Annotated in this window: 5 protein-coding genes and 1 pseudogene; 3 read left to right on the top strand and 3 right to left on the bottom strand. The window is 68.3% G+C overall.

Annotation, left to right across the window (positions count from 1 at the left end; genetic code table 11):
- Positions 1-114: 114 nt before the first annotated feature.
- A protein-coding gene (locus tag ACWEN3_RS42045; RefSeq protein WP_452982702.1) for an IS5 family transposase occupies positions 115-989 on the top strand; the annotation gives its coding sequence in 2 pieces (ribosomal slippage) (positions 115-459 and positions 462-989; 873 coding nt in all).
- 15 nt (positions 990-1,004) lie between these two features.
- Here the strand turns inward: ACWEN3_RS42045 and ACWEN3_RS42050 are convergent.
- Positions 1,005-1,355, bottom strand: coding sequence for a DUF6193 family natural product biosynthesis protein (locus ACWEN3_RS42050; protein WP_452982705.1), 351 nt, complete (start codon positions 1,353-1,355; stop codon positions 1,005-1,007).
- Between the two features lie 351 nt (positions 1,356-1,706).
- Here ACWEN3_RS42050 and ACWEN3_RS42055 point away from each other — a divergent pair, with 351 nt between their 5' ends.
- Positions 1,707-1,991: a hypothetical protein gene (locus ACWEN3_RS42055; RefSeq protein ID WP_452982708.1), complete on the top strand. Its 285-nt coding sequence runs from the start codon at positions 1,707-1,709 to the stop codon at positions 1,989-1,991.
- A gap of 317 nt (positions 1,992-2,308) precedes the next feature.
- A pseudogene (locus tag ACWEN3_RS42060) lies at positions 2,309-2,986 on the top strand (RNA-guided endonuclease InsQ/TnpB family protein); the annotation flags it as partial.
- A 323-nt stretch (positions 2,987-3,309) separates the two neighbouring features.
- Here ACWEN3_RS42060 and ACWEN3_RS42065 read toward each other — a convergent pair.
- Both ACWEN3_RS42065 and ACWEN3_RS42070 read right to left on the bottom strand, forming a co-directional pair.
- The gene (locus tag ACWEN3_RS42065; protein ID WP_452982710.1) at positions 3,310-3,435 is read right to left on the bottom strand and encodes a hypothetical protein; all 126 of its coding nucleotides are present in this window, start codon (positions 3,433-3,435) and stop codon (positions 3,310-3,312) included.
- Positions 3,436-3,626: 191 nt separating this feature from the next.
- Positions 3,627-4,501, bottom strand: an 875-nt coding sequence (locus ACWEN3_RS42070) for a PP2C family protein-serine/threonine phosphatase (RefSeq protein ID WP_452982713.1), incomplete at its 5' end; no start/stop codon positions are given.

Genomic DNA, 4,501 nt, shown 5'->3' on the forward strand with positions numbered 1-4,501 from the left:
CCTCTCACGAGATCTATCTGACCCGCTGTCACCCCTCCTCGCATCTCGGGGGAAGCTCACGCAGCACTAGGGCGTGTTGTGAAAGTGGATCACCATCGTGGATGATCACGGGTCGTGGGGCGTGGTGATCTGACGGACGGCCAGTGGGCCCAGCTGAAGCCGTTGCTGCCGCAGGGCAAGAAGCCGGGTCGGCCACCGACGTGGACACGTCGCCAGTTGGTCGACGGCATAAGGTGGCGGACCCGGACCGGAGCACCGTGGCGGGACGTGCCCGAACGGTATGGGCCCTGGGACCGTGTCTATGACCTGTTCCGACGCTGGCAACGGGGCGGCACCTGGAAGCGGATCTTCGTGCAGCTGCAGGCCGAGGCCGACGCGAAGGGCTTGATCACGTGGGACGTGAGCGTGGACTCCACGGTCGCCCGGGCTCACCAGCACGCTGCCGGCGCGCGTAAAAAGGGGCACTGCAGAAGGAGCCTCCCGGTGGAGTCTTCACCGAGCCCGACGACCATGGCCTCGGGCGGTCGCGGGGCGGGCTGACCACCAAGCTGCACCTGGCCGTGGAGCAAGGGCAAAAACCTCTGTCGCTGCTGATCACCGCCGGCCAGCGGCACGACAGCCCGCAGTTTCAGCCGGTCCTTGAGGGCATCCGGGTGCCCCGTATAGGCCCGGGCCGGCCACGGACCAAGCCGGACAGGGTCCGCGCGGACAGGGCGTACGGCTCCCGCGTGAACCGGGCCTACCTGCGCAGACGCGGGATTGGCTGCACGATCCCGGAGAAGATTGACCAGGTCCGCAACCGCAAGAAACTCGGGACGCGCGGCGGCCGACCGCCCAAGTTCGACAAGGACGACTACAAGGAGCGCCACGCGGTGGAGTGCGGCATAAACCGGCTCAAGCGCCACCGGGCCGTGGCCACGAGATTCGAGAAACTCGCAGTCCGCTACGAAGCGACGGTGCTGGTCGCGGCCATCAACGAGTGGCTATGACCAGCACTGCACGCTCTATTCCTCTGCAGACAGACCTGCGTCTGCCGGTAGATGATCCACCACAAGCGCGGCTGCTTCTCCAGGTGTGGCTGTCTCGCCAAGGAGCTGGCCGTAACCGGGCGTGTAGATCTTGTACGGCGGTCCACCACAGACGATGAAGGGCAGCCGGTCGCCGTCCGACTCGGGCCATGGTGGCGGGGCGACGAGCAGGAAGTGCAGCGTGCCATGGGTTGGGAAGGGGTAGAGGGCGCGCAGCCGAGGCTGCGCGTGTGCCGCTTGGACGACCAGAAAATCCCCGTTGCGGGTGCCCGGAGTACCTTCCAGCAGTCGCCGCCAGGCCGTCGTGATGTCAGGAGCTTCGGACATGAGCCGATCTTCCAGACCTATGGACACCGCGTGCAAGTAGCTGGCGAAATACCTCCGGGTCTGATGACGACTTTCACAACACGGCCTAACCCTCTTAAGCCTGCCGGGCCCGGTGGCGAGCAGCGGGATGACACCTGCCGTGGACTCGCCGGAGGTGCTGCGAGCGCCCATCCCAGCAGGACCGCGCAGCCCGCCAGGTATCCGGATCTCGAACTGGCGGCCAGTGGCCCGGAACCCGGTAGGCGAGCAGCGTACGCCTTCTTCGCCCGCCGGCGGCGGCCGGACTGGTGGCCGAGCTGCACGGACGGCTGCGCGCAGCGGCTCCCGGATCAGTACCGCTACGCTGGTCAAATGTTCGAAGACCAGTCGCTCTACGACTACTTCTCCGGCTGCTTTGAACGCGCTGACAAGGTGGGCTTCGCCCTCGTTGACGGCAGGGAGTTCCTCGGCTGGATCCATGAGGTGACGGAGGATCGCATTCTGTTGGCCTGGGCACCCAGTCCGTTCTACGCCCAGGCCAATGGTGGGGAGGCGTGGGCCCCCGAGGACGAGTGGGTGGCGTTCACCGCCCTGGTTCTTGAGTCGATCGCCAGCTACGACCCGTCCGTACCAGGGTGGGTGAACTACCTCAGCTGAACGCCCCGGCAACCGCACGGGTGGGAAGGTTCCGACGCCGGGGCAGGCGCGTGGCTTGCTCCTGGCGGCACTGCGCACGCACGGGACTTGGTGCGCCTCGTTCGTGCTGCCGGCCCACGGACTACGTCCGCGAGTTTATGGCAGCCCTCACTCCATGCGGCACGAACCGGCTGCCATCCGTTGATCTTGCGTGGGTATCCCCGGCTTCAGCCGGGGAGGGAAACGCATCCTCGTGCCGGAGGCGCGCAGCGCCAAAGTTCGCTGCGTTGTCAGTGGCCTGCACTATGTTGACGACAAGGACCGAGGGGGTGGGCTGGATGATCCGTGCGTACACGTTCCTGATGCGGCCCACTGGGGGCCAGGCGGGTGCGCTCGCCGAGATGCTGCGTGATCACTGCACCCTGTACAACGCCGCGTTGCAGGAACGCCGTGACGCCTGGCGGCACGCCTCGAAGACGGCGATCCGGTACGGCCGGCAGTCCGCCCAGCTCAAGGACATCCGCGCCTTCGATCCGCCGGGCCAGGGCCGTTGGTCCTTTTCCTCTCAGCAGGCGACGTTGCGCCGTCTGGACAGGGCGTTCGCCGCGTTCTTCCGCCGCGTGAAGGTGGGGGAGAAGCCGGGGTATCCGCGTTTTAGGTCGTCCAAGCGGTTTGACACGGTGGAGTTCCCGAAGGACGGCGACGGCTGCCGCTGGGACGCCACCCCGCACGATCCCGTCCCCCGGGTGCGCCTCCAAGGCGTCGGGCACGTCAAGGTGCACCAGCACCGGCCGGTGGTCGGCAGGGTCAAGACGATCTCGGTCAGGCGCGAGGGCAGGCGCTGGTATCTGATCCTGACCGCCGAGCAGGCCCGGCCCGAACCGCTGGAGCCGACCGGCGCGGTGGTCGGCATCGACATGGGCATAGCCAACTTCCTCGCCACCTCCGACGGCGCCTTCGTGCCCAACACCCGCCACGGAGCGAAATCCGTCGCGAAGCTGCAGGCCGCGCAGCAGGAAGGCCCCGACCTCCTGGGCCAGGTTCTGCTCCAGCTCCCCGCAGGCTACGACCTGCTCTTCGGCCGCCCTCAGCCCACCTGACCAAGCCACCGCGCTCGGTGCTCGCACACAGCCGCGCACCGGGTGCCAGCGGCAGAGGGCAACCACCACGTGATGTCCGACCAGCTGCGTGCGCCGCTTCAGCACGTGCTCGCGATGGCGTACGAGCACATGCTGGAGAAGGTCTGTGCTAACACGGCGCTCACCCCGCCCCGAAGCGAGCCGCACAACGACCAGTCGAGACCACGCCCGGCGCGGCATCGCCGGGCGGTGTGCGGCCGTCAGGGCTGATTCCCGCTGATGTCACCGGTGGGGTCGTCAGCCAGCATGACCGCGGCGGTGGTCCCTTTGCCCACCGACTTGCCCACCGGCTCGCGGTGCACCTCGAAGTTCTGGCAGACGGGCAAGACGATTTCAAGGCAGCAGGCACGGCCGGGCGCGTGTTTGTGCGCATTCGTGATCAGTTTCTGCTCGCTGACCGTCGTTTACGGTCAGGGCGTCTGCTGGCGTCGTCGAGAGGGAACAACCTCGCCGGAGCCCCGCAGGAGCAGGGGGACCAGACCGCTGGGAGATCTGGCGCCGAACGAGGGGCCGCGCGTCACTGGTTGCGGGTGCCTGCGGGAGGCAGCCGCAGGGCGAGCAGGGCAACGTCGTCGGGGTAGCGCTCGGCGAGGAGGCCGGCGAGGAGTTCGTCGCAGAGTACCGGCAGCGGTTCACGGGCGAGGGCGGCGGCGTGCTGGCGCAGCCGGGTCAGCCCGGCGTCCAGGCTCTCGCCGCGGCGTTCGATCAGCCCGTCGGTGTAGAGCAGGAGGGTGGAGCGGTCTGGCAGGGCAACGGTGCTCTGGCTGCGGGGATGGTGGGGGTCGACGCCCAGGAGCAGGTCGTGGCTGTCGTTGAGGTAACGGGTGTCGCCCTCGTGGGTGACCAGCAGCGGGGGGAGATGGCCGGCGTTGGAGTAGTTCAGTTCCCACGGGCCGCCCTCGGGGCCGTGGATGATGCTGTAGATGCAGGTGGCGGTGGTGGCCAGCAGGGTGTGCTGGGCCAGATCCAGGCGGCGCAGGATGACGTTGGGCGGTTCCTGGCGGTCGCAGGCGATGCCGCGGAGCATGTTGCGGACCTGGCTCATGGTGACCGCGGCGCGTACGTCGTGGCCGGTGACGTCGCCGATGATCAAGGTGGTGTCGCCGGTGGGCAAGGTGAAGCTGTCGTACCAGTCCCCGCCGACCTCGGCCGCCTCGCTGCGGGCGGGGTTGTAGCGGGCGGCAAGCTGCAGATGGTCGGGCTGCGGCAACTGGGGCAGCAGGGCGCGTTGGAGGTGTTCCGCGGTGGCCTGAACCTCGGTATGCAGGCGGGCGTTGTCGGCGTGCAGGGCGATGCGGTGGGCCAGGTCCTCCACGAGCGCGAGGTCGTCCTCGCTGTAGGGCCGCTCGCTGCCGGTGCGGGCCAGGGTGATCGCGCCCATCACCCGGCGCC

This window comes from Streptomyces sp. NPDC004561 (assembly GCF_053602155.1).